Annotated in this window: 21 protein-coding genes and 2 pseudogenes; 13 read left to right on the forward strand and 10 right to left on the reverse strand. The window is 69.0% G+C overall.

All coding sequences use genetic code 11. From position 1 onward, the window contains the following. Positions 1–28: 28 nt before the first annotated feature. Together G6N49_RS29870 and G6N49_RS16955 are read right to left on the reverse strand one after the other, a co-directional pair. Positions 29–652: pseudogene (locus G6N49_RS29870) on the reverse strand (adenylate/guanylate cyclase domain-containing protein); the annotation flags it as partial. A 50-nt stretch (positions 653–702) separates the two neighbouring features. Further along, entirely contained in the window at positions 703–3,870 is a 3,168-nt protein-coding gene (locus G6N49_RS16955; protein WP_083045304.1) for an AAA family ATPase, read from the reverse strand. A gap of 113 nt (positions 3,871–3,983) precedes the next feature. On the opposite strand from G6N49_RS16955, the gene G6N49_RS16960 reads away from it, so the two are divergent. Both G6N49_RS16960 and satS read left to right on the forward strand, forming a co-directional pair. Continuing rightward, positions 3,984–4,295, forward strand: coding sequence for a YbaB/EbfC family nucleoid-associated protein (locus tag G6N49_RS16960; RefSeq protein ID WP_083045303.1), 312 nt, complete (start codon positions 3,984–3,986; stop codon positions 4,293–4,295). A gap of 10 nt (positions 4,296–4,305) precedes the next feature. Then, positions 4,306–5,574 carry a protein export chaperone SatS gene (satS, locus tag G6N49_RS16965; RefSeq protein ID WP_083045302.1) on the forward strand — a complete coding sequence of 423 codons (1,269 nt, stop codon included), beginning with the start codon at positions 4,306–4,308 and terminating at the stop codon, positions 5,572–5,574. A gap of 4 nt (positions 5,575–5,578) precedes the next feature. On the opposite strand, the gene G6N49_RS16970 is transcribed toward satS, so the two are convergent. The 3 genes from G6N49_RS16970 to G6N49_RS16980 are packed head-to-tail and all read right to left on the reverse strand — an operon-like array spanning position 5,579 to position 8,490. Continuing rightward, positions 5,579–6,667 (reverse strand): adenosine deaminase, encoded by a 1,089-nt coding sequence (locus G6N49_RS16970; protein WP_011854926.1) that lies wholly within the window; start codon positions 6,665–6,667, stop codon positions 5,579–5,581. Between the two features lie 36 nt (positions 6,668–6,703). Beyond that, positions 6,704–8,017, reverse strand: a complete 1,314-nt coding sequence (locus G6N49_RS16975) for a thymidine phosphorylase (RefSeq protein ID WP_407665058.1) — start codon at positions 8,015–8,017, stop codon at positions 6,704–6,706. Between the two features lie 56 nt (positions 8,018–8,073). Further along, positions 8,074–8,490 (reverse strand): cytidine deaminase, encoded by a 417-nt coding sequence (locus tag G6N49_RS16980; RefSeq protein WP_011854924.1) that lies wholly within the window; start codon positions 8,488–8,490, stop codon positions 8,074–8,076. Between the two features lie 230 nt (positions 8,491–8,720). On the opposite strand from G6N49_RS16980, the gene sdhC reads away from it, so the two are divergent. From sdhC to G6N49_RS17000, 4 genes are read left to right on the forward strand one after another with little or no spacing between them, the layout of a single operon-like run. After that, complete coding sequence (gene sdhC / locus G6N49_RS16985; RefSeq protein WP_011558641.1) at positions 8,721–9,149, forward strand: succinate dehydrogenase, cytochrome b556 subunit; 429 nt, start codon at positions 8,721–8,723, stop codon at positions 9,147–9,149. After that, positions 9,146–9,625 carry a succinate dehydrogenase hydrophobic membrane anchor subunit gene (locus tag G6N49_RS16990; protein WP_011854923.1) on the forward strand — a complete coding sequence of 160 codons (480 nt, stop codon included), beginning with the start codon at positions 9,146–9,148 and terminating at the stop codon, positions 9,623–9,625. Before sdhC ends, G6N49_RS16990 begins: the two co-directional genes overlap by 4 nt. Before the next feature lie 13 nt (positions 9,626–9,638). Beyond that, positions 9,639–11,393 carry a succinate dehydrogenase flavoprotein subunit gene (sdhA, locus tag G6N49_RS16995; RefSeq protein WP_083045300.1) on the forward strand — a complete coding sequence of 585 codons (1,755 nt, stop codon included), beginning with the start codon at positions 9,639–9,641 and terminating at the stop codon, positions 11,391–11,393. Then, positions 11,393–12,169 (forward strand): succinate dehydrogenase iron-sulfur subunit, encoded by a 777-nt coding sequence (locus G6N49_RS17000; RefSeq protein WP_011854922.1) that lies wholly within the window; start codon positions 11,393–11,395, stop codon positions 12,167–12,169. The genes sdhA and G6N49_RS17000 overlap by 1 nt, the downstream gene beginning before the upstream one ends. An 81-nt stretch (positions 12,170–12,250) precedes the next feature. Here G6N49_RS17000 and G6N49_RS17005 read toward each other — a convergent pair whose 3' ends face one another. Together G6N49_RS17005 and G6N49_RS29720 are read right to left on the reverse strand one after the other, a co-directional pair. Further along, a complete protein-coding gene (locus G6N49_RS17005; RefSeq protein WP_011854921.1) occupies positions 12,251–13,381 on the reverse strand; it encodes an AI-2E family transporter in 1,131 nt (376 codons plus the stop codon). Positions 13,382–13,428: 47 nt separating this feature from the next. Next, on the reverse strand, positions 13,429–13,557 hold the full coding sequence (locus tag G6N49_RS29720; RefSeq protein ID WP_268793814.1) for a hypothetical protein: 129 nt from the start codon (positions 13,555–13,557) through the stop codon (positions 13,429–13,431). A gap of 100 nt (positions 13,558–13,657) precedes the next feature. Here G6N49_RS29720 and G6N49_RS17010 point away from each other — a divergent pair. Then, positions 13,658–14,314, forward strand: a pseudogene (locus G6N49_RS17010) (carboxymuconolactone decarboxylase family protein); the annotation flags it as partial. On the opposite strand, the gene G6N49_RS17015 reads toward G6N49_RS17010, so the two are convergent. Then, the gene (locus G6N49_RS17015) at positions 14,289–15,197 is read right to left on the reverse strand and encodes a sigma-70 family RNA polymerase sigma factor (protein WP_083045299.1); all 909 of its coding nucleotides are present in this window, start codon (positions 15,195–15,197) and stop codon (positions 14,289–14,291) included. The pseudogene G6N49_RS17010 and the gene G6N49_RS17015 sit on opposite strands and share 26 nt — an antisense overlap. Positions 15,198–15,300: 103 nt before the next feature. Between G6N49_RS17015 and G6N49_RS17020 the strand changes: the two genes are divergently transcribed. After that, complete coding sequence (locus tag G6N49_RS17020) at positions 15,301–16,518, forward strand: acyltransferase family protein (RefSeq protein WP_407665059.1); 1,218 nt, start codon at positions 15,301–15,303, stop codon at positions 16,516–16,518. A 15-nt stretch (positions 16,519–16,533) separates the two neighbouring features. Next, positions 16,534–16,821 (forward strand): DUF732 domain-containing protein, encoded by a 288-nt coding sequence (locus tag G6N49_RS17025; protein ID WP_064917579.1) that lies wholly within the window; start codon positions 16,534–16,536, stop codon positions 16,819–16,821. A gap of 53 nt (positions 16,822–16,874) precedes the next feature. Here G6N49_RS17025 and G6N49_RS17030 read toward each other — a convergent pair whose 3' ends face one another. Further along, complete coding sequence (locus G6N49_RS17030; RefSeq protein WP_064917580.1) at positions 16,875–18,398, reverse strand: gamma-aminobutyraldehyde dehydrogenase; 1,524 nt, start codon at positions 18,396–18,398, stop codon at positions 16,875–16,877. A 122-nt stretch (positions 18,399–18,520) separates the two neighbouring features. On the opposite strand from G6N49_RS17030, the gene G6N49_RS17035 reads away from it, so the two are divergent. The 4 genes from G6N49_RS17035 to G6N49_RS17050 all read left to right on the forward strand — a co-directional run bounded on the left by G6N49_RS17035 (position 18,521) and on the right by G6N49_RS17050 (position 22,917). Further along, positions 18,521–19,042: an Lrp/AsnC family transcriptional regulator gene (locus G6N49_RS17035; protein ID WP_041310050.1), complete on the forward strand. Its 522-nt coding sequence runs from the start codon at positions 18,521–18,523 to the stop codon at positions 19,040–19,042. Beyond that, positions 19,039–20,424 (forward strand): aspartate aminotransferase family protein, encoded by a 1,386-nt coding sequence (locus tag G6N49_RS17040; protein WP_064917581.1) that lies wholly within the window; start codon positions 19,039–19,041, stop codon positions 20,422–20,424. Before G6N49_RS17035 ends, G6N49_RS17040 begins: the two co-directional genes overlap by 4 nt. A gap of 93 nt (positions 20,425–20,517) precedes the next feature. Next, positions 20,518–21,531, forward strand: a complete 1,014-nt coding sequence (locus tag G6N49_RS17045; protein WP_011854914.1) for an SMP-30/gluconolactonase/LRE family protein — start codon at positions 20,518–20,520, stop codon at positions 21,529–21,531. A gap of 153 nt (positions 21,532–21,684) precedes the next feature. After that, positions 21,685–22,917, forward strand: coding sequence for a D-alanyl-D-alanine carboxypeptidase family protein (locus tag G6N49_RS17050; protein WP_011854913.1), 1,233 nt, complete (start codon positions 21,685–21,687; stop codon positions 22,915–22,917). Here the strand turns inward: G6N49_RS17050 and G6N49_RS17055 are convergent. After that, complete coding sequence (locus G6N49_RS17055) at positions 22,895–23,782, reverse strand: NAD(P)H-dependent flavin oxidoreductase (protein WP_011854912.1); 888 nt, start codon at positions 23,780–23,782, stop codon at positions 22,895–22,897. The genes G6N49_RS17050 and G6N49_RS17055 overlap by 23 nt on opposite strands. Between the last annotated feature and the right edge of the window lie 6 nt (positions 23,783–23,788).

The following is a 23,788-nucleotide window of genomic DNA, read 5'->3' on the forward strand; positions in this document are numbered from 1 at the left end:
GGACGATCGGTTCCGCGACGCCCTTGACCCATGCCGCGGGGATGGGCTCCAACTCGAAGTCGGCGGCGATCAACGTCGCCACGGCGTCAGAGACCACCAGCGCGCCCGGGGGCGCGAGACCCGAGACGCGGGCCGCGAGATTGGCCGCCAGCCCGTAGACGTCGTCCTGCGTGGTGTCGAGGTAGACGGGTCCGCGGTGCACCCCGACCCGGACCTGGATCTGGACCCCGAAGCGGCGCTGCGCCTGCTCGCTCAGCCTGGCGACGTCTCGGACGACCTCCAACCCGGCCTGCACCGCGCGGCGCGCATCGTCCTCGTGCGCAATCGGGTGGCCGAACACCGCAAGGAGTCCGTCACCGGCTGTCGAGCCGATGTGACCCCCGTATCGATTCACCGCGGCCAGCACCTTCTCCCGGTAGCGGCCGACCAGCAGTCGATAGGTCTCGGGTTCCACCCGGGTCGACAACACCGTCGAATCGACCAGATCCGCGAAGAGCAGTGACAGTCGCCGGATCTCGCCCGGCTGATCCGGCACGGCCAACAGGTCTTCGGCCTCGGCGTTCGTGCCGTCGGCCGCGAGCACCTTCGCCGCCAAGACCGTCGCGGTGGCCCGGTCCCCGCGGTTGATGGCCGCGACCGCGCGGTCGAGCATCTCGTCGATCGACGCGCCGTGGGTCTGGTCGTCGGACCCGCCGTCGATCGTCACGGCATCGCCTCGGCCAACGCCAGCTGCCCTTCGAAGCCGAGAACCCGCGCCCTGACCAGGTAGCAGTCGCGCCACCGCCGATAAGACGCCGCGTCACCGCAAGCGCGGGCCAGGAGAGCATTCAGCCGAAGCAGGGCCAATTCGTCGAGAACCAGCCGCCGATCGGTCGAGAACAGTTCGAGCCGGGAGATCGCCTCCCTGGCCTCTTCGAGATCCTGATCCCCGCCACGCGCGATCAGGGCCTCCACCAGAGCGACCGTCGCCAGCGCACACCACACCGATCCGCCCGAGTCATAGAGGCTTTCGAGGAGATCCCGCGACAGTTCGACTGCACCGTCGAAATCCCAGGCACCGACCCGCTCTCTTGCGATCGGTATATCGGTGATAGGCAGGGACAGCGACGAGAACCGGTTTCGCAAACCCCTCTCGCGAACCTTCGCCAGCATCTCGAAGCCGGCTTCGCGCTCAACGCCGCTCAGCTGGATCAGCACCACGCTGCGAACGGCCTCGGCGCCGAACAGTGTCACGTCATCGCCGGACTGCTCGGCTCTGGCCAGGATGTCCGCGGTGTCGCGGAGGATCGTGGCGTCGGGCAGTAACGCACCGTACAGAACGGCGAGAACGTACGCGTAGTAGGCCACCGCCTCCTGCGTCAACGGATCGAACGCGCGTGCCGAATCCATGGCGGTGCTCAGGTCCTCTTTCCAGCCGCCCAGTCCCAGACACATCCGCGCCTCGCCGCGCATGGCGAGCGCGAGCGTCGCAGGGGATCCCATGAAGCGGTCGCCCCGGCGCGGGTCGTCGTCGGCGAGGTCGAGTACTCGCTGCGCCAGTTGGAGGACCTGTTCCATCTCACCGACTTCGTGCTTGACGGTCGCGACCCCCGGCAGCATCGCGATCGTCAACGTGCGATCACCGATCGAGTCGAGGAGATCGGCCAACTCGTCGGCCAGGCGGCAGGCCTCGCGTCGTCGGGCGTCGAACAGATGCACGGTGGCCAGTCCGTTCATGCCGATCGCCAGCGAACGGGTGTCGCGTGCTGCCACACACAGTTCGCGCAGTTCGTCGAATCCGGTCTCGGCGCCGCCACCGCCGACTCGAAACGCCGTGCCGCACAGGAACGCTCGGGGCGTGATGCGCATCGACAGCCGGCCCTCGACGCTGTCGGGCAGGCGGTCGGCCACCTGCCGCGCTCGCCGCCAGCTGTTGCGGGCACCGGTGATGTCGCGCTTGGCCAGCCAGTCGCCGGCTTGCATGTGCCAGGTATAGGCGGCGAGGAAGTCTCCGGCGGCCTCGCGATGCTCTGCGATGAGCGCCGCGTGCTCGTCCGCGGCGGCGGGGTCACGCGATTCGATGACTTCCGCGATGCGTCGATGCAGTTGCACGCGAACGGATCGCAGTTGGGATTCGTATGCCACGGCGCGGATCAACGGATGACGGAACGCGACTTCCGCGGGCCGACCGAATCTCACCTGGTCGACGAGTTCGGCTTCGATGAGCGGGTCGACGTCTGCGCCGTCGACGACACGTGTCAACAGCTCGGCGTCGAACCGGGATCCGATCACGGCCGCGGCGTTGAGAGTGCTCTTGGCCGTTGAGCTCAGCCGGTCGATCCGGGCACCGATCGTGGCATAGAGGGTGGCGGGCACATCGATGTCATCTGCCACTCCGCCGCGCAGAGAATAGGCGCCGCCGGCGCCCTCCAACACGCCACGCTCGGTCAGATCTCGCACGATCTCCTCGATGAAGAAGGGATTCCCCGCCGCACGGATGGACACCTTCGACGCCAGGTCCGTCAGGGACGGATCCTCGCCGAGCAGTCCGGTGGCGAGCGTGGTGGCCTGCGCCTCGGTGAGTGGTCGCAACGCGATGGTCTGCGCGCCGGACACCCGGGTGAGTGCACCCCGGTACTCCGGTCGGAACGTGATGAGGACCAAGGACGGCGTCTGCGGCATGACCGCAAGGAAGTCGCACAGCATCGACTCGCTGACAGCGTCGATCCAGTGCACGTCTTCGACGATGTAGACCGCGGGCTGGGTCTGAGCGAGGGCGGATGCATTGATCATCGCTGTCAGGCGCCGGCGCCTGGCCTCGGGCGCGATATCGGGCAGAGGGGCCGAGGGATCGGCGATGCCGAGGAGGTCGTCGAGCAGCAGCAGATCGTCGTCGTCTCCTTCGGTGAACCGCTGGCGAACCCGCAGCCTGGCCGCGTCATCGCCATCGACGGCGTCGATGCCCATACCGCGGCGCAGGAGACGTGAGATCCCATAGAACGGGATGTCGCTCGCGTGCGATTCGCAACTGCTGGTGAAGACCGCAACATTCCGGCGGATCGCGATCGCAGCGAGTTCGCGGACGAGTCGGCTCTTGCCGATGCCCGCCGGTCCCACCACGTTCACCACGGATCCCGACCCGCCGATGGTCTCGTCGAGTATTGCGGTGAGGAAGGCGAGTTCACGGGTGCGCCCCACCAGCACGGGCTCGCCTCGGTCACGGACCCGGTGTCCCTCGATGGTCAGCAGGCGCCGCGCGACGACCGGGGCATCCGCGTCCTTCACGGTGAGGATCACGGGCGGGGCGAGTGTCACCGTGTCCTGCGCCAGCCGCGCGGTCGATTCGCTGAGCAGCACGCCGCCAGGGGGCGCGACCGATTCCAGTCGTTGGGCTATCCCGACCTGCTCACCGACCGTGGTGTAGCTGCGGGGTTGGGACCCGATCTCACCGGCGATGACAGCACCGGAGTTCAGCCCGACGCGCAGTTGCAGAGTGACCCCGTCGTGATCCTCGACCTCTCGCGACAGAACCTGCGATTCCTGCTGAATGGCCGATGCGGCCAGACATGCCCGGAACGCGTGGTCCTCGAGAGCCAATGGCGCCCCGAACACCGCCATGATTCCGTCGCCGGTGAACTTGTCGACCGTGCCGCCGTAGCGGCGCACCACCGCGGACGAGCGCGAGAACAACTCCGCCATGATCTCCCGCAGCCGTTCCGGTCCGACCGCGGCGGCGATGGCCATGGACCGGACCACATCGGCGAACAACACGGTCACCCACTTGTACTCGGCATGGGAGTCCGAGTTCACGAGCTCTGATCCGCAGCCGTGACAGAACCGCGCGGCGTCGAGGAGTTCGGTACCGCACGTCCGGCACGCTCTCACCGTCATCACCCGGCTCCCGCCGCTGTCGACCAATTCCCACGATAGGAACGCCGACGTGCGCTCGAAGCGGTTTGGCGAGTTTCGGAACGCACCGCCGGCCTGCACCGTCCAACCCACTGATGCTCGACGAACTGGCCCGCACCTGTGACGACGTCCTGGCACGGGCGCGGTCGCGGGCCGATGCCCTGTCGGAGGCCGGTGAGGCACTGGCGGCGGTGTGCGGCGAGGCCCGCTCACCGGACGGCGACGTCCGCGCCACGGTCGACGGCGGCGGCCGGCTGGTGGCGCTGGCGCTCGACGAAAGGGCGTCCGGATTACCGGTCGAGCGCCTCGCGGCACTGATCGTCGAGACCGTACAGGCGGCGGTCCGCGAGGTGTCCGCACAGCGGCTCGCGGTGCTCGGCGACTTGGTCGCAGACCTCGGTCGTTAGGCTGTGCCGCATGGCTGCTGACATCGTGCCGGTTCGGCTCGGGCTGACCAAAGGCGACCTCTACACACTGTGGGCTCCGCGCTGGCGGGACGCCGGTGACGAATGGGAGGCCTTCCTCGGCAAGGACGAGGACCTCTACGCCTTCGAGTCGGTGGCCGATCTGGTGACCTTCGTGCGGACCGACACCGACCACGACCTGACCGATCACCCCGCCTGGGAGAAGTTGACCGAGGCCTCCGCGCACCGGCTCAAGCCCGCCGAGGACCACGAGTACGACCTCGTCGGGGTGCCGGAGACGGCAGCCGAGAAGGCGAGCGAGACCGTCGTCGGCACCCTGCACCGCACGCTCGCGATCGCCGCGTCGATCGGTTCGGTGTGCGATCTGCCCGCGGTGACGAAGTTCTTCAACGGCAACCCGCAGCTGGGTTCGGTGGGCGGCGGTGTCGAGGCGTTCAAGGGCCGCAGCGGCCGCAAGCGCTGGGCTGAGATCGAAGCGGTGATCGCCCGCAGCTGGGACGGTGTGCTCGACGCGATCGACGAGATCGTCACCACTCCCGACGTAGACGCGGCCGCCTCGGAGAAGGCCGCCGCCGAACTCGAAGAGCCGGCACCCGAGGAGGACGAGGACACCGAGGCGGCGGCCACCGCCGAGGAGACCGAGGACGCCGAACCGACGGCCACCGACTCCGACGAGCTCGAATCCCCGGCCGCCTCAGCGGTTCTCGGCAGCGACGAGGACTTCTGGCTCAAGGTCGGCATCGACCCGGTGCGGCTGATGACCCGCTCGGGCACCTTCTACACGCTGCGCTGCTACCTCGGGGACGACCCGGTGTTCCTCGGCCGCAACGGGCGCATCAGCGTCTTCGGCTCCGAGCGCGCGCTGGCCCGCTACCTGGCCGACGAGCACGACCACGACCTGTCCGATCTGCCGACCTACGACGACATCCGCACCGCGGCCACCGACGGTTCACTCGAGGTCGAGGTGATCGACGACAACGTCTACGTGCTCAGCGGTCTGGCCGACGACATCGCCGACGGCCCCGACACGATCGACCGCGACCAGCTCGACCTGGCGCTCGAACTGCTCCGCGACGTCGGCCACTACGCCGAGGACAACACCGTCGAGAAGACGCTGGACCCCGGCACCGCACTCGGCGCGTTCGTCACCCACGCGCTCGACCCGGATGCCGCGGACCGTCCCGAACCGCCCTACGCCCAGGCGGTCGAGCAGTGGGAGGCGCTGGAGGCGTTCGTCGAGTCCCGCCTGCGCCAGGAGTGACGCGTCACCCGGCAAGCACGGCGTACCGGGGTTTGATCACGTCGTCGATGAGCGCGAGCCGCTCGTCGAACGGGATGAAGGACGACTTCATCGCGTTGATGGTGAACCGCGCCAGATCGCTCCAGCCGTAGCCGAAGGCCTCGACCAGGCGCAGCATCTCCTGGCTCATCGTGGTGTCGCTCATCAGCCGGTTGTCGGTGTTGACCGTGACGCGGAACCGGGTGCGGGCCAGCAGGTCGAACGGATGCTCGGCGATACTGGCCACCGCCCCGGTCTGCACGTTCGAGCTCGGGCACAGCTCGAGCGGGATGCGCTTGTCCCGCAGGATTGCGGCCAGCCGACCCAGTTTCACCTGCCCGTCCGGCGCCACGGTGATGTCGTCGACGATGCGCACGCCGTGACCCAACCGGTCGGCCCCGCAGAACGCGATGGCCTCGTGGATGGACGGCAGGCCGAAGGCCTCACCGGCGTGAATCGTGAAGCGCGCGTTGTTGCCCCGCATGTACTCGAACGCGTCGAGGTGGCGGGTGGGCGGGTAGCCGGCCTCCGCGCCCGCGATGTCGAAGCCGACGACGCCGCGGTCGCGGAATCGGATGGCCAGTTCGGCGATCTCGCGTGAGCGCGCGGCGTGGCGCATCGCGGTCACCAGGCAGCGGACAGTGATCGTGCGACCCGCGCTGGCGGCTGCCTTCTCCCCGTCGGCGAAACCGGCCAGCACGGCGTCGACGACCGCGTCCAGGCCCATCCCGCCCTCGATGTGGAGTTCAGGGGCGAACCGCACCTCGGCGTAGACGACGTTGTCGCCGGCGAGATCCTCGACGCATTCGAACGCCACCCGGTGCAGCGCTTCGGCGGTCTGCATCACCCCGACGGTGTGGGCGAACGGTTCGAGGTAGCGCACCAGCGACCCGCTGTGGGCGGCGGTGCGGAAGAACGTCGCCAGCTCGTCGACGTCGTCGGCGGGCAGATCGTCGTAGCCGTACTGTCCGGCCAGTTCGAGGACCGTCGACGGGCGCAGACCGCCGTCGAGGTGATCGTGCAGCAGCGCCTTTGGCGCCTGGCTGATGTTCTCCAGCGTCAGCGGTGTCGTCATCGGCACATGCTCCTCACGGTCCCTCTTCGGACCCTCTCAGCCTGTCGCGGTGATCCGATCGATGATCAGCGGACGTACCGGCGGGGCGCTGTCCCCCACCGTCCAGGCACCCTCGAGTTCGGCGCGGGCCGGCCCGAGCCGGTCGGGGGTGTCGGTGTAGAGGGTGAACAGCGGCTCGCCCGCACTCACCGGCTCACCGGGACGACGGTGGATGCGGAGGCCGGCGCCGAACTGCACCTGCTCACCGGGCGCCGAGCGGCCCGCTCCGAGCCGCCACACCGCCAGACCCACCGCCATCGCGTCGATGTCACCCATGGTGCCACCGCGCGGTGCCGTGACGGTGTCGGTGTGGACACCGATGGGCAACGCGTCGGCGGCCAATCGGGTGGTGTCGCCGCCCTGGGCCGCGACGAGCGCGCGGAAACAGTCCATGGCGGTACCGTCGCGCAGCGTCTCGGCGGGGTCGGTCCCGTCGATCCCGGCGGCGTCGAGCATCTCGGCCGCCAGTGCCAGCGTCAGTTCCACCACGTCGTCGGGCCCGCCGCCGGCGAGCACCTCCAGGGATTCGACGACCTCGACCGCGTTGCCGACGGCGCGGCCCAGCGGCACCGACATGTCGGTCAGCAGGGCGCGCGTCACCAGACCGTGCGCGTGACCCAACTCGACCATCGTGCGGGCCAGTTCGCGGGCCTCGGCCTCGGTGGGCAGGAAGGCGCCCGAACCGACCTTCGTGTCGAGCACGAGTGCGCGGGCGCCCTCGGCGATCTTCTTGCTCATCACCGAGCTGGCGATCAGCGGCAGCGATTCGGTGGTGGCGGTGACGTCGCGCAGCGCGTAGATCTTGCGGTCTGCCGGGGCCAGCTCACCCGCGGCGAAGATCGCCGCGCCGATCTCGCTGAGTTGTTGGCGGATCTGGCTTTTGGTCAGTTCGGCGGTGAATCCGGGGATGGCTTCGAGTTTGTCGAGGGTGCCGCCGGTGTGGCCGAGCCCGCGTCCGGCGGCCTGGGGCACCGCACCGCCGCAGGCCATCACGACCGGCACCAGCGGGATGGTGATCTTGTCGCCGACCCCACCGGTGGAGTGTTTGTCGACCAGCGCCAGCGGACGGCCGCCGCGTCGCAGATCGGTGAAGTCGAACCGCTGCCCCGAGGCCACCATCGCCGCGGTCCAGCGCGCGATCTCGGGGCCGGTCATCCCGCGCAGGAAGATCGCCATCAGCAGGGCCGACATCTGCTCGTCGGCCACCTGCCCGCGGGTGTACGCGTCGATCACCCAGTCGATCGCCTCGTCGGGGAGGACGCCGCCGTCGCGTTTGACCCGGATGACGGTCGGAGCATCGAGATGCGACATGGGCCGGGGAGCATCGAGATGCGACATGGGCCGGGGCGCATCGAAAGTGAAGTCCGTCACGGCTTCTCCCCCGCCGCCCGCCGCGCCAGATCGTCGGGTCCGAACGCGTCGGGCAGGAGTTCCCCGAGCGGTCGCGGACCGTGCGGATGGTCGATCAGCAGATCGGGACCGCCGTGTTCGAGCAGCACCTGACGGCACCGGCCGCAGGGCATCAGAACCTCGGAGTCGGGCCCCACGCACGACAGTGCGACCAGGCGTCCGCCGCCGCCGGAATGCAGGGCGCAGACCACACTGCACTCGGCACAGAGACCCAGGCCATATGAGACATTCTCCACATTGCATCCGGTCACTATTCGGTCATCGTCGACGAGCGCCGCCGCGCCCACCGGAAACCCCGAGTAGGGCGCATAGGCCAGCGAAGATGCCTCAATTGCCTTGCGCCGCAACACTTCCCACTTGATTTCGGGAGACATTTGCGCTCTTTCACCCCGCCTCTGAATGGATTCCGAAGACCGCCCCGGATGACCCCGCGCGACAGATAGGCGACCCTAACTTCTGCCCTCTGAGCGGGGCTTACGGCAACACGCTAGTTCGTTCGGCAGTACAAAGGGGATTAGAGTCGCCCCGAGGTTTGGGGCAGTGGTTCAGGCCAGCAGAGGTTCTCTACCCGCCCCAAGCGTCCACCGATGGCGTTGGAGGACTAATGAGTACTGCGACAACAGCGGATACCGACGTTCCGTCGCCGCGAGACAAACCATCCCGCCGCCGCACCCTCTACCGCGGTGACCCCGGGATGTGGTCGTGGGTGCTGCACCGCATCTCCGGTGCGGCGATCTTCTTCTTCCTGTTCGTCCACGTCGTCGACACGGCGTTGGTGCGGGTCAGTCCCGAGGCCTACAACGCCGTCATCGAGACCTACAAGACCCCGATCATCGGGCTGATGGAGATCGGCCTGGTCGGCGCGGTGCTCTACCACGCACTCAACGGCATCCGCGTCATCCTGATCGACTTCTGGTCCAAGGGCGCGCGCTACCAGCGGCAGATGCTGTGGGTCGTGGCGGGCGTGTTCATCACAGTCATGATCGCGTCGCTCGGCGTGATCGGCATGCACATGGCGGAGCGATTCCTATGAGTCCGGCGGAGAACCCCTACGACCACGTCACCGACCGCGGCGGACCCGCGCCGGTGCTGCAGCGCAGCCACGACCGGCCGCCGAGCCTGGACAACCCGCGCGCACCCAAGCGTGCCGGCGGCATGCCGAACTTCGAGAAGTACGCATGGCTGTTCATGCGCTTCTCCGGGATGGCGCTGGTGTTCCTGGCGCTGGGCCACCTGTTCATCATGCTGATGTGGGACAACGGCGTGTACCGCATCGACTTCAACTACGTCGCGCAGCGGTGGTCCTCGCCGTTCTGGCAGACCTGGGACCTGCTGCTGCTGTGGCTGGCCCAGCTGCACGGCGGCAACGGCCTGCGCGTGATCATCTCGGACTACGCCCGCAAGGACTCCACGCGGTTCTGGCTGAACTCGCTGCTGGCGCTGTCGATGATCTTCATCCTCGTTCTCGGCACCTACGTGCTGTTGACGTTCGACGCGAACATCTCGTAAGGACTCGGCTCACATGTTGATTGAACATCGCTACGACGTCGTCATCGTCGGGGCCGGCGGCGCGGGTATGCGCGCCGCGGTCGAGGCAGGTCCGCGCGCCCGCACCGCGGTGCTGACCAAGCTGTACCCGACCCGCAGCCACACCGGCGCCGCCCAGGGCGGCATGTGCGCCGCGCTGGCCAACGTCGAAGAGGACAACTGGGAGTGGCACACCTTCGACACCGTCAAGGGCGGCGACTACCTCGCCGACCAGGACGCCGTCGAGATCATGTGCAAGGAAGCCATCGACGCGGTGCTCGACCTCGAGAAGATGGGGATGCCGTTCAACCGCACCCCTGAGGGCCGCATCGACCAGCGCCGGTTCGGCGGGCACACCCGTGACCACGGAAAGGCCCCGGTGCGCCGGGCGTGTTACGCCGCCGACCGCACCGGCCACATGATCCTGCAGACGCTGTACCAAAACTGCGTCAAACACGACGTCGAGTTCTTCAACGAGTTCTACGCCCTCGACATCACGCTGACCGAGACCCCCGGCGGCCCGGTGGCCACCGGCGTGATCGCCTACGAGTTGGCGACCGGCGACATCCACGTCTTCCACGCCAAGGCGATCGTGTTCGCCACCGGCGGTTCGGGCCGGATGTACAAGACGACGTCCAACGCGCACACGCTGACCGGTGACGGGCTGGGCATCGTCTTCCGCAAGGGTCTGCCGCTGGAGGACATGGAGTTCCACCAGTTCCACCCGACGGGTCTGGCCGGCCTCGGCATCCTCATCTCCGAGGCCGTGCGCGGTGAGGGCGGTCGCCTGCTCAACGGCGACGGCGAGCGGTTCATGGAGCGCTACGCGCCGACCATCGTCGACCTCGCCCCGCGTGACATCGTCGCCCGCTCGATGGTCCTCGAGGTGCTCGAGGGCCGCGGCGCCGGACCGAACAAGGACTACGTCTACATCGACGTGCGCCACCTCGGCGAGGACGTCCTCGAGGCGAAGCTGCCCGACATCACCGAGTTCGCCCGCACCTACCTGGGTGTCGACCCGGTCAAGGAACTGGTACCGGTCTACCCGACATGCCACTACGTCATGGGTGGCATCCCGACCACGGTGCACGGTCAGGTGCTGCGCGACAACACCACGATCGTGCCGGGTCTCTACGCCGCCGGCGAGTGCGCCTGCGTGTCGGTGCACGGCGCCAACCGGCTGGGCACCAACTCGCTGCTCGACATCAACGTGTTCGGCCGCCGGGCCGGGATCGCCGCCGCGAACTACGCGTTGGGCCACGACTTCGTCGACCTGCCGGAGCGGCCCGCCGAGATGGTGGTCAACTGGGTCGGCGACATCCTCTCCGAGCACGGCAACGAGCGCGTCGCCGACATCCGCGGTGCGCTGCAGCAGTCGATGGACAACAACGCCGCGGTGTTCCGCACCGAGGAGACCCTCAAGCAGGCGCTGACCGACATCCACACGCTCAAGGAGCGCTACTCGCGAATCACGGTGCAGGACAAGGGCAAACGCTACAACAGCGACCTGCTCGAGGCGATCGAACTCGGCTTCCTGCTCGAACTGGCCGAGGTCACCGTCGTCGGTGCACTCAACCGCAAGGAGTCCCGCGGCGGCCACGCGCGCGAGGACTACCCGAACCGCGACGACACCAACTACATGCGCCACACCATGGCCTACAAGGAGGGCACCGACCTGCTCTCCGACGTGCGCCTGGACTACAAGCCCGTGGTGCAGACCCGCTACGAGCCGATGGAGCGGAAGTACTGATGAGCGCACCTGCAATCGAGAAGAACGAAGCGACCACACCGCCGGTGCCCGAGGGCGCGGTCATGGTGACGCTCAAGATCGCCCGGTTCAACCCGGAGGCACCTGACGACGCCGGCTTCCAGAGCTTCCGCGTCCCGTGCCTGCCCACCGACCGGCTGCTCAACCTGCTGCACTACGTGAAGTGGTACCTCGACGGCACGCTGACGTTCCGCCGGTCCTGCGCGCACGGCGTGTGCGGCTCGGATGCGATGCGCATCAACGGGGTCAACCGGCTGGCGTGCAAGGTGCTGATGCGCGACATGCTGCCGAAGAACCCGAAGAAGCAGCTCACCATCACCATCGAGCCGATCCGCGGCCTGCCCGTGGAGAAGGACCTCGTGGTCGACATGGAGCCGTTCTTCGACGCCTACCGCGCGGTCAAGCCGTACCTGATGACCAGCGGTAACCAGCCGACCAAGGAACGCATCCAGAGCCAGGTCGACCGGGCCAGGTACGACGACACCACCAAGTGCATCCTGTGCGCGGCGTGCACCACCAGCTGCCCGATCTACTGGACCGAGGGCAGCTATGTGGGCCCGGCGGCGATCGTCAACGCCCACCGGTTCATCTTCGACAGCCGCGACGAGGGTGCGGCCGAGCGTCTCGACATCCTCAACGACGCCGACGGTGTGTGGCGCTGCCGCACGACGTTCAACTGCACCGAGGCCTGCCCGCGCGGCATCCAGATCACCCAGGCGATCCAGGAGGTCAAGCGCGCGCTGATGTTCGCGCGCTGACCACGGCTCCCCCGAGACTGCGGGGAGATCGCGGAAATCGACAGATTCGCGATCTCCCCGCAGTTTCGGCGTTGTGGGGGGTCACGCCGACTCCTCGGCCTCCTCGGATTCCTGCTCGGACGCCGGCGTCTCGCCGGACCGCGCGCTGACCTGCTCGTCGTAGTAGCGGATGATCACCGCCGCCGCAGCCGCCACCGGGACGGCCAGGAACGCGCCGATGACGCCGAAGGTCGAGGCGCCGAGGGTGACGGCCAGCAGGACGATCACCGCGTGCAGCTTCATCGACTTCGACTGCAGCCACGGCTGCAGGACGTTGCCCTCCAACTGCTGGACCGCGAGGATGATCCCCAGCACGATCAGCGCGTCCACCGGACCGTTCGACACCAGCGCGATCAGCACGGCCAGCCCACCGGCGACGAACGCGCCGACGATCGGCACGAACCCGCCGATGAAGGTGATGATCGCGAGGGCATACGCCAACGGCACGCCGAGGATCACCAGGCCGGCCCCGATGAGCACCGCGTCGACCAGGCTGACCAGCGCCTGCGTGCGGATGAAACCGCCCAGGGTCGACCAGACCCGCTCGAGAACCTCGGCGACGTGCGGCGCGGCCGGATTGCCGACCGTACGGCGCAACCACGGGATGAACCGCGGTCCATCCTTGAGCAGGAAGAACGTGACGACGATCGCGGTGAACGCGGTGACCAGCGCGGACGTCGCGGCGCCCACGCCGGTGAACACCCCGGACGCAATCTGTGCGCTACTCGAGTTCAACCGATCGGTGATCGCGGTGACCGCCGAGTCCAGCTGCGCCTCACTGATGTCCAGCGGTGGGCCGCCCAGCCAGTCGCGCACCTGGACGACACCCGCCGTCGCCTGCTGCGCCAGTTCGGTGGACTGCTCGACGATCGCCGGCGCCACCGCGGCGACCAGACCACTCAACAGGCCGAGAGCGACGAGCAGTATCAGCAGCACCGCCGCGGCCGGGGGCACACCCTTGCCTCGCAGCCAACGCACCGGCGGCCAGAGCACCGTGCAGACGATCAGCGCCAGCACCACCGGCAGCAGGATCACCCACGCCTTGCCCACCACCCACGCCAGCACCCACAACGCGGCGGCGACCGCGATGAACTGCACCGCCACCACCGCACTCGATCGGAGATGGGCACCGTAGACCGCCCCGCGGTTGGGCAGCGTCGTCTGCTCTTGCACCCCCCTTCATTACCCGCCGACGGCCGGGCACTCAACCCTTGTGCGCGCTAGATGATGATCACCGGGATGAACACGCCGAACAGCCAGAAGCCCCACGCGCGGAAGCCCGCGCCCTCTGCGGCCGCGGTCAGCATGCCGGCGACGATGCCTCCCGCAACGATTCTCTCGACGGTCATGTCTGCGACTCCTTGTCTACGTGGAACTGACCCGGATCGCCCCGACTCGAGTGTCGACCCCTGCTTGGATCGACCCGTCGCGGAGGCGTGACAATTGCTGTCACAATTCGGCGGGCCGTCTCGTCTGCAATGTATGACTTCCACATCACGCATCGAACCCGTTCCGCCTCAGCGTGCGTCGCTGTTCACCAGGGCGCTCTACCGGGTCGCCAAACGCCGCTTCGGTGAGGTGCCCGAACCGTTCGCCGTCGCCGCCCACCATCCGCGGCTGATGCTCGCCAACGTCGTTCACGAAGGTCTGCTGCAGTCGGGTTCGAAGGTCCTGCCGGCCAGCGTCCGTGAGCTCGCGGTGTTCTGGACCGCGCGCACCGTCGGCTGTTCGTGGTGTGTCGACTTCGGTGCGATGCTGCAGCGCCTCGACGGCCTCGACGTCGACCGGCTCACCGACATCGACCACTACGCCACCTCACCGCGCTACACCGACGACGAGCGAGCGGCCATCGCCTACGCCGACGCGATGACCACAGACCCCCACACCGTCACCGACGACCAGGTGGCCGATCTGCGCCGCCGGTTCGGGGAGGCCGGGGTGATCGAGCTGACCTACCAGATCGGGGTGGAGAACATGCGAGCCCGGATGTATGCGGCGCTGGGCATCACCGAGCAGGGGTTCAGTGCCGATGCCTGCAGGGTGCCCTGGGTCACCGATGAGCGCCTGCGCGAAGAGCGCGCTACCGACGAAGAGGCGACGCCGTGAACTTGTCCGGGTTGGCGACGTCCCAGATCGCGCACACCTTGCCGTCGCGCACGGTCAGCGCCTGGATGCGCGGCGCCATCGCGGGCCACTCACCGTCGGCGGGCAGGCCCGCGGTGTAGAGCCCGAGGTCGCCGTTGACGAGTACGAGGTCGCCCGCCTCGAAGAACCGCGGACCGTAGCGACGGGCCAGCCCGAAGACGAACCTGGCCACCTTGTCGGCGCCGTGGATGACGCGAGGAGCGGTGGGCGCCTTGCGGTTCGAGTCTCCGGTGAAGGTGACGTCGGGGTGCAGCAGTTCGACGACGGCGGCCATGTCACCCGCCGCCATCGCCGCCATCAGCCGGCCCACGGCCTCGTCGTGGGACGGGTCGCGGGCGGGCGCCTCGGCATCGGCGACGGCCCGGCGGGCCCGCGACGCGAGTTGACGGGCCGCGGCGGGGTTCACCCCGAGGACGCCGGCGATCTCGGTGAACGGCACCGCGAAGCCGTCGTGCAGGACGAACGCCACCCGCTGGTCGGGGGTCAACCGTTCGAGCACCACCATCGCCGCGAACCGGGCGTCCTCGGCGGCGACCACCGCCGACAACGGATCGGTGCGGTCAAAGCCCGTGACGACGGGTTCGGGCAGCCATTCGCCGACATAGGTCTCCCGTCGCCGGGCGGCCGACCGCAGCCGGTCGAGGCCGATGCGGCTGACCACCGTCGTCAGCCACGCGCGCAGATCGGCGATGCCGGACCGGTCCTCCCCCAGCGCATCCCACCGCAGCCAGGCATCCTGCACGGCGTCCTCGGCATCGGTCACCGAACCCGTCAGGCGGTAGGCCACCGACAGCAGATACGGTCGCAGGCTCTCGAACTCGTCGATCCGCGCACTCGCGGTCATAGGGCCGAGTGTAGGAGCGGAGCCGCCGGCGAATTCTGGCCGTCTGCTCAGCCCCCGCACAGCGGTTGTCCAGGAAACGAAACAGTGGATCCAGTAGCGTCACCTGGTGCTCCCACAGTCAGCGCCGGCCGCCGACGCCGGCCCCGTCGCCGCACCCGCCGATCGGGTGGCGTCGCTGACGGGTCTGCGGGGCATCGCGGCGCTTCTCGTGGTGGGCACCCACGCGGCGTTCGCGACGGGCAAGCTGCCGCACGGCTACCTCGGGACCGTCTACGCACGTCTCGACATCGGTGTCGCGATCTTCTTCGTCCTGTCCGGCTTCCTGCTGTTCCGCCCGTGGGTACGCGCGGCCGCCACCGGCATGCCCGGACCGTCCGTCGACCGGTACGCGCGGCGCCGCGCGCGGCGCATCCTGCCCGCCTATCTGGTCACCGTGCTGCTGGCCTACCTCGTCTTCGCGCTCTGGACCGTCGAGGAGACACCCGGCCAGAGTTGGGCGGGGCTGGCGCGCCATCTCACGCTCACGCAGATCTACACCGGGGACTATCTGTTCACGTATCTGCACCACGGCCTGTCGCAGACATGGAGCCTGGCCGTGGAGGTGTCGTTCTACGTCGCCCTGCCGCTGCTGGCGTACCTGCTCTGGGTGGTGTGGTGCCGCAGGACGTGGCGCCCCGTGCGCCTACTGGGCGGCCTGGTGGCGATGGCCGCGGTGAGCCCGGTGTGGTTGACCGTCGTCCACACGACGGAGTGGCTGCCGAACTCCGCGGGGATGTGGCTACCGGCCCATCTCGACTGGTTCGCCGGCGGCATGGCGTTGGCGACCCTGCAGCGCATGGGCGTCCGCTGCCGCGCCGCGGTGGCGATACCGCTGGCGATACTGCTCTTCCTCGTCGTCAGCACGCCGGTGGCGGGTGAGATGACGATGGGGCCGATGCCGTTGTGGGCGCCGCTGATGAAGAATTTGCTGTACGCGTGCATCGCCACGCTCGCGGTCGCGCCCCTGGCCCTCGGCGCACCGGCTAGGACTGGCGGCTGGTACCGGCGGGCGCTGTCCTGCAGACCGGTCGCATGGCTGGGTGAGGTCTCCTACGAGCTGTTCCTGCTGCACGTCCTCGTCATGGCCGTCCTCATCCATGCGCTGGACTGGCCGCTGTTCGGCGGTTCGCTGGCCGGTCTGTTCGCGCTGACGCTGCTGTTCGCGGTCCCGTCGGCCTGGGCGCTGAACCGGCTGACGTGGCGGCCGGCCGACAATTCGCCGGATCTTCGATGTTTCGGCACGTCGGCGGGTGAGAATCCAGTGGAGACCCAGCGGTACTGAACGTCGGAGGTCACCATGGTGCGCCCGTTCCTCGGCTCGATCCTCGCCGCGGCGGCAGCCCTGGGACTCGCACCCCCGGCGGCCGCCAACGAAGGTCCGCTGCTCGAATTGCAGTCGCAGTTCGCATTCCTGACCGCCGACCAGCTGCTCAGAGAGGGGTACTGGGCCTGCCGGGCCGCCCGCAGCGGTATGGGCTCATCGGACATCGTCCCGATGGTGCAGCAGCATCTCAAGTACTCGGGCGCCTCGCTCGCGGTCGCCAACAAGATCGTCTCGACCGCGATCGTCCACCTCGACTGCTGACTACCGCTTCTTGACGGAGCTAATGGTTCAATCCGCTCCGCTTCTTGACGGAGCTAATGGTTCAATCCGCTTCGCTTCTTGAACACCGTCCGGTGCCACTCCTTCTCGGCCACCCCGGTGATATCGCTCATCACGTGCTTGATCGTGAGGTACTCCTCGAACGAGTAGTCGCTCATGTCCTTGCCGAAGCCTGATGCGCCCACGCCGCCGTGCGGCATCTCGCTGATGATCGGGATGTGGTCGTTGATCCACACGCAACCGGCGTCGATCTCACGGGACGCCCGCTGCGCGCGATAGACGTCACGCGTCCACGCCGAGGCCGCCAACCCGTAATCGGTGTCGTTGGCCTGACGCAGCGCATCGTCGTCGTCGGTGAACGAGCGCACCGTGAGCACCGGACCGAAGATCTCTTCGCGGTACACCTCGGACTGCTCGCCGACGTCGGCGATCAGGGTCGGGCGGTAGAACGAACCGGGCAGATCGGGGATCGTCCCGCCGGTCACGACGCGACCGCCCTCGGCCGGGGCGCGCGACACCATGCCCGCCACCTTGTCGCGGTGGGCCGTCGAGATCAGCGGACCCAGGTCGGTGTCGGGATCCTCCGGATCGCCGACGACGATCTTGCCCATCACCTCGGCGACGCCGGCCACGAAGTCGTCGTAGAGATCACGCGCGACGATCGCGCGCGTCGCGGCCGTGCAGTCCTGGCCGGAGTTGATCAGCGAACCGGCGACCGCTCCCTGGATCGCGGCGTCGAGGTCCGCGTCGTCGAACACCACGAACGGGGCCTTGCCGCCGAGTTCGAGTTGCGTGCGGTGCCCGTGCACCGCGGCCGCCGACATCACCTTGCGGCCAACGACCGTCGACCCGGTGAACGTCACCAGGTCGACCCCGGGGTGCCCCGCCAGTGCGGTGCCCACGTCGGCGCCGAAACCGGTGACCACGTTGAGCACACCTGGCGGCAGGCCCGCCTCACCGGCCAGCCGCGCCAACGTCAGCGTGGTCAGCGGCGTCAGCTCGCAGGGTTTGATCACCACGGTGCAGCCGGCGGCCAGCGCGGGCAGCACCTTCCACACCGCCATCTGCAGCGGATAGTTCCAGGGGGTGATGGTCGCGACGACGCCGATCGCCTCCCGCCGGATGCTCGAGGTGTGATCACCGGAGTACTCGGCGGTCGCCTTGCCCTCCAGGTGCCGGGCCGCGCCGGCGAAGAAGTCGATGTTGTCGACGCTGCCGGGCACGTCGAACTCGCGGGCCAGCCGCACCGGCTTCCCGGTCTGGCTGACCTCCTCGGCGACCAGTAGGTCGGTGTGCTCGTCGGCCAGCTTCGCCAGCTTGGCCAGCACCGCCGAACGTTCGGCCGGGGTCGCGGTCGCCCACCCGGGTAGGGCGGCCCGGGCCGCGGCGACGGCCACATCCACGTCGACGTTCGCCGCGCGGGCATATTCTGTGACGACCGCACCGGTCGCGGGGTTGACGATCTGGAACGAACCGCCGCCGGTCTGCGCCGGCGCACCATTGATCCAGCTGCTGGCCACTGAGTTGGACGCCGAGGCGTTCGACGCAAGTGCTGTCATGGGTCCAACGCTATCGGACCCACATCACCCCTGCTGCGCATACCGCATACCGTCGCGGTCGAAACGATTGATTTCATCGATCTGGTTGCCGCTGACGACGGATTCCGTGCACAATGCCCTATATGGCCAACCCCGAGGGTGAGCACGACATTCAACCGGTGTCGCTGCGCGTGAGCCAGTCGCGCCCCGGCGCGTACTTCCAGCTCGACGAGCTGTCCAAGGCGATCATCGAGAAGTTGCAGCAGGACGGACGGCGCTCGTACGCGGGGATCGGCAAGGCGGTCGGCCTCTCGGAGGCCGCGGTGCGACAGCGCGTCCAGCGCATGGTCGACGCCGGCGTCATGCAGATCGTCGCGGTGACCGATCCGATGCAACTCGGGTTCGCCCGGCAGGCGATGATCGGCATCCGGTGCACCGGCGATACGACGAAGATCGCGGAGAAGCTCGCCGCCATCCCGTCGGTCGACTACGTGGTGCTCACCGCGGGCTCGTTCGACGCCATCGCCGAAGTGGTCTGTGAGGACGACGACGACCTCCTCGACCTGTTGAACACGAAGATCCGCGCGCTGCCGGGAGTGGTATCCACGGAGACGTTGGTATATCTCAAACTGGTTAAGCAGCAATATAATTGGGGAACACGATGACGCAGTCCTATATCACCGAGCCCGTCACGAGCGAACTCGGGGCGAAAGCCAACCGGCACCTGTGGGGGCATTTCGCCCGCCACGGCGAAGGCATCACCCCGCCGATCATCACCCGCGGCGAGGGTGTGCGCATCTGGGATGACAAGGGCCGCAGCTACATCGACGGACTGTCCGGGTTGTTCGTCGTCCAGGTCGGCCATGGCCGCAAGGAACTCGCCGAGGCCGCGGCCAAACAGGCCGAGACGCTGTCGTTCTTCCCGCTGTGGTCCTACGCCACCCCGCCCGCGATCGAACTCGCCGAGCGCATCGCCAATTACGCACCCGGTGACCTGAACCGCGTGTTCTTCACCACCGGTGGCGGCGAGGCCGTCGAGAGCGCGTGGAAGCTGGCGAAGCAGTACTTCAAGCTGACCGGGAAACCGGGCAAGTACAAGGTGGTTTCGCGGTCCATCGCCTACCACGGCACGCCGCAGGGAGCGCTGGCCATCACGGGCATCCCTACGTTCAAGGCGCCGTTCGATCCGCCGACCCCCGGCGGTTTCCGGGTGCCGAACACGAACTTCTACCGTGCGCCGGAACCGTATGCGCACGACGTCAAGGCGTTCGGGCAGTACTGCGCGGACCGCATCGCCGAGGCCATCGAGTTCGAGGGGCCCGACACCGTTGCGGCCGTCTTCCTCGAGCCAGTGCAGAACGCGGGTGGCTGTTTCCCGCCTCCCCCAGGCTATTTCGAGCGGGTCCGCGAGATCTGCGACGAGTACGACGTGCTGCTGGTGTCCGACGAGGTGATCTGCGCCTACGGCCGAATCGGGTCGATGTTCGCCTGCGACGACTTCGGTTACGTGCCGGACATCATCACCAGCGCCAAGGGTCTGACCTCGGGCTACTCCCCGCTCGGCGCGATGATCGCCAGCGACCGGCTGTTCGAACCGTTCAACGACGGTAAGACGACCTTCGGGCACGGTTACACCTTCGGCGGGCATCCGGTGTCCGCGGCGGTGGCGCTGGCCAACCTCGACATCTTCGAGCGCGAAGGCCTCAACGACCACGTCAAGGAGAACGCCCCGGCGTTCCGGGCGACGCTGGAGAAGCTCTACGACCTGCCGATCGTCGGCGACGTCCGCGGCGAGGGCTTCTTCTACGGCATCGAACTGGTCAAGGACAAGGCCACCAAGGAGACCTTCGACGACGACGAGTCGGAGCGGCTGCTGCGCGGGTTCCTGACCCCTGCCCTGTGGGAGGCCGGGCTGTACTGCCGCGCCGACGACCGTGGCGACCCAGTGGTGCAGCTGGCGCCGCCGCTGATCAGCGGCCAGGCCGAATTCGATGCGATCTACGAGATCCTGCACGGCGTGCTCAGCGAGGCCGCGCGCCGACTCTGACGGTCTTGCGCCGAGGCTGCCGGGAGATCGCCGTTTTGCGCAATACCGTGATCTGCCAGCAGGCTCGGCGCATCGCCGCGTAGCGTCGGCGACGTGGCCTTCACGCGCAAGCCGCCCATCGACCCGGTCCGCTGGCAGCCGCCACCCGTCGACGACCTGCCGCCACTCCCGTCCCCGCCGGTCACCGTGGTGCCCGTACCGGGTCACGCACCCGAGGACGTGGTCGTCGACGCCGCGGGGCGGCTGTACACGGGCGTCGACGACGGCCGGATCCTGCGCCTGACACCGGACGGCGGCGTGCCGGCGGTGATCGCGAACACCGGCGGCCGCCCGCTCGGCCTCGCGGTGGCCCGTGACGGACGCCTGCTGATCTGCGACAGCCCGCGTGGGCTGCTCGCGCTCGACCCCGAAACCGGCCGGTTCGAACCACTGGTGGAGACGGTCGGGGGCCGACACCTGCAGTTCTGCTCGAATGTCACCGAAACCGCCGACGGCACAATCTATTTCACCGAGTCGACGAGTGCGTTCACCTATGCGTACTTCAAGGGCGCGGCGCTGGAGGCACGTGGCCGCGGCGGGCTGTTCCGCCGGGATCCCGACGGGACGGTGACGACGCTGGCCGACGGCCTCTACTTCACCAACGGTGTGACGGTGACGGCCGACGGGTCGGCGCTGGTGTTCGCCGAGACGCTCGGCCGCAGGCTGTCGAAGTTCTGGCTGACCGGTCCGCAGGCCGGGACGATCACGCCGCTGGTCGGCCACCTGCCCGGCTATCCCGACAACCTCTCGACCGGGGCCGACGGGCGAATCTGGGTCGCGATGGTCTCGGCGCCCAACGCCGCCGCGGAGGGGTTGGCGCCGCGTGCCCCGGTGCTGCGCAAGCTGCTGTGGTTGCTACCCGACCGGTTCGCCCCGCAACTCACACCCGAGGTGTGGGCGGTGGCCTTCGACCCGGACAGCGGCGCCGTGGTCGGCGGCCTGCGGACCACGCATCCGGACTTCGGCATGGTGACCGGACTGGTCGAGGCGGGCGGACGGCTGTGGATGGGGTGCATCGGGGCGTCGGCGCTCGCACACGTCGCACTCGACGACGTGGCCCTGCCCTGAACGCCGAGACTGCGGTGAGATCACCGATCCGCGCGAGAACGTGATCCTCCAGCAGTCTCGGCGCGACGCGGCGCCCCCGCGAGTCACATGAACCACATCCGTCACAGCGAGCCTCCGGGCAAACGGGCCGCGCATCACTTAATCTCCGCGGTGATGGCCGCCTCACGGAATCTCTCGACGCGCGTCGCGGCGCTGGCCGCGGCGGTGTCGGTGCTGATCGCGCCCGCACTGATCGCGGCGCCGGGGGCCGCGGCGCAGCCCGCACCCCAGTCCACGACCTGCCCGTACCGCGTGACCACGCCGCCGGCCGTCGACGCCTCCGAAGTGCCCAAGCCCGGACAGGATCCGCCCGTCGCGCTGCCGGTGCCCGCCACCCCGCTCGGCGGTGACGCGCTGTCCGGATGCGGCATCATCACCGCACCGGGCGCCCCGCCCGCGCCCGCCGACGTGTCCGCCGAGGCGTGGCTGGTCGCCGACATGGACACCGGTGAGGTGATCGCCGCGCGCGACCCACACGGCCGGCACCGCCCGGCCAGCGTGATCAAGGTGCTGATCGCGATCCAGTCGCTCAAGGAGCTCAACCTCGCCAAGGCCGTGCCGGGCACCCCCGAGGACGGCGCCGCCGAGGGCACCAGCGTCGGCGTCGACGTCGGCGGCCTCTACACGGTCAACGATCTGCTGCACGGGCTGCTGATGTACTCCGGCAACGACGCCGCCCACGCCCTGGCGCGGCAACTCGGCGGTATGGACACCGCGCTGCTCAAGCTCAACCAGCTGGCCGGAAAGCTCGGCGGCCGCGACACCCGGGTGGCCACCCCGTCGGGCCTCGACGGGCCGGGCATGAGCACGTCGGCCTACGACGTCGCGCTGTTCTACCGGTACGCCTGGCGCAACCCGACTTTCACCGAGATCGTCGCCACGCGCACCTACGACTTCCCGGGCCGGGACGGCAACCCGCCCTACCCGATCGAGAACGACGTCAAGCTGCTCTACAACTATCCGGGCGCGCTCGGCGGTAAGACCGGCTTCACCGACGACGCCGGACAGACCTTCGTCGGCGGCGCCGAGCGCGACGGCCGCCGCCTGGTGGCGGTGCTGCTGCGCGGCACCCGGCAGCCGATCGCCCCGTGGGAGCAGGCCGCCCGGCTGCTCGACTACGGCTTCGGCCTGCCGCAGGGCACCAAGGTGGGATCGCTGATCGAACCGGATCCGTCGCTGGACCCGAGTCCGCAGACCGCCGAGACCGAGGCGGCCGCGCAGGCGGCTGCGGTGCTGCCCGCCGCCGACGCCATGCCCGTGCGGGTCGGGGTGGGCGTGATCGGCAGCATCGTCGTGTTCGCGTTGATGATGGCGGCCCGCTCGCTCAACCGGCGTCCGCAGAACTGACCCAGCGACGCAGCAGCCCCTCGGCCTCCGCGCACAGTCGCGCGATCAGGTCGGCCGCCGGCTCCGCCTTCGTCACCATGCCCACCCCCTGGCCCGCGTTGACCGGCGTCGCTCGGCCGGCGCCGTCGGTCAGCACGCGTTCGGGCAGGTGGTCCGGCCACGGGTAGCCGCTGTCGATGTCGAAGGCCCGGGTCAGCGTCGTCTGGTCACCCTCCGCGGCGACCAGGGCCGCACGCGCGGCCGGTTGTGTCGTCGCCTCGGGGCACGCGGCGAACCCGGTGCCGATCCACGCGGCCGAGGCACCCGCGGCCAGCACGGCGGCAAGACCGCGCCCGGATGCGATGCCGCCGGCGGCCAGCACCGGCACGTCGAACCGCTCGAGCAGATCGGTCAGCAACGCCAGCGTGCCGACCCGCGGCTCGCCGTGGCCACCGCCCTCCGCGCCGCGGGCCACCAGCACGTCGATACCGGCGTCGACCGCCCGACGCGCGGCGGCGGCGGTGCCGACCTGGGCCACGGCGGCCGCACCCACCTCCTGCGCGCGGCGCACCCACGACCAGTCCTCACCGAAGCTCACCGACAGCAGCGCCGGCCGGGCACAGAGGGCCCGCTCGAGCAGGTCCGGTCTCGCCTCGACGACCCAGTGCACGAGCCCGATGCCGAATGGCCGGTCCAGCCCGGCCAGCGCGTCCAGTTCGGCGTCGAGTTGTTCGGCGGTGCCCGCGCTGCCCATCCCGACCATGCCGAGACCGCCGGCACGCGAGACGGCCGCGGCGAGCCGGCCGCCGGCGGCCCCGCCCATCGGGGCGTTGACGATGGGCACCTCACAGCCCATCGCCCGGCACCACGGCGTCGACAGCGGCATCGGTGT

This window comes from Mycolicibacterium monacense, assembly GCF_010731575.1.
Classification (GTDB): Bacteria; Actinomycetota; Actinomycetes; order Mycobacteriales; family Mycobacteriaceae; genus Mycobacterium; species Mycobacterium monacense.